Source organism: Shewanella sp. MM_2022_3, from assembly GCF_022557375.1.
Taxonomy (GTDB): Bacteria; Pseudomonadota; Gammaproteobacteria; order Enterobacterales; family Shewanellaceae; genus Shewanella; species Shewanella xiamenensis.
In genome coordinates this window covers 1-376 of sequence record NZ_JAKZGV010000127.1, presented here as the reverse complement: position 1 = coordinate 376, position 376 = coordinate 1, and the positions used below count along the sequence as shown (strand labels likewise).

At 48.4% G+C, this 376-nt stretch carries 1 tRNA gene and 1 rRNA gene; both read left to right on the top strand.

The annotated features are described in order from the left end of the window. Nucleotides 1–103 (top strand): 16S ribosomal RNA (locus MMG82_RS21445); the annotation flags it as partial. Nucleotides 104–254: 151 nt separating this feature from the next. Then, nucleotides 255–331 (top strand) — tRNA-Ile (locus MMG82_RS21440). Nucleotides 332–376: the final 45 nt, after the last annotated feature.

The following is a 376-nucleotide window of genomic DNA, read 5'->3' as shown; positions in this document are numbered from 1 at the left end:
TAGCTTAACCTTCGGGGGGGCGCTCACCACTTTGTGGTTCATGACTGGGGTGAAGTCGTAACAAGGTAGCCCTAGGGGAACCTGGGGCTGGATCACCTCCTTACCTATACGACTAACTCGATGTTTGGTTGGTAAGAAACTGCTCCATGCGTTTCTTACACACGGCACATCCATGTGCCTGAGTGTTCACACAGATTTGCTTGATAGAAGATAGAGTAAAGATGAATTGGCCTAGGTTAATTTATCAATAAGATGGGTCTGTAGCTCAGCTGGTTAGAGCGCACCCCTGATAAGGGTGAGGTCGGTGGTTCAAGTCCACTCTGACCCACCAATCCTTCCTTCTCAGCGTTGGAAAGTGACTCGTTTAGTGAACTAA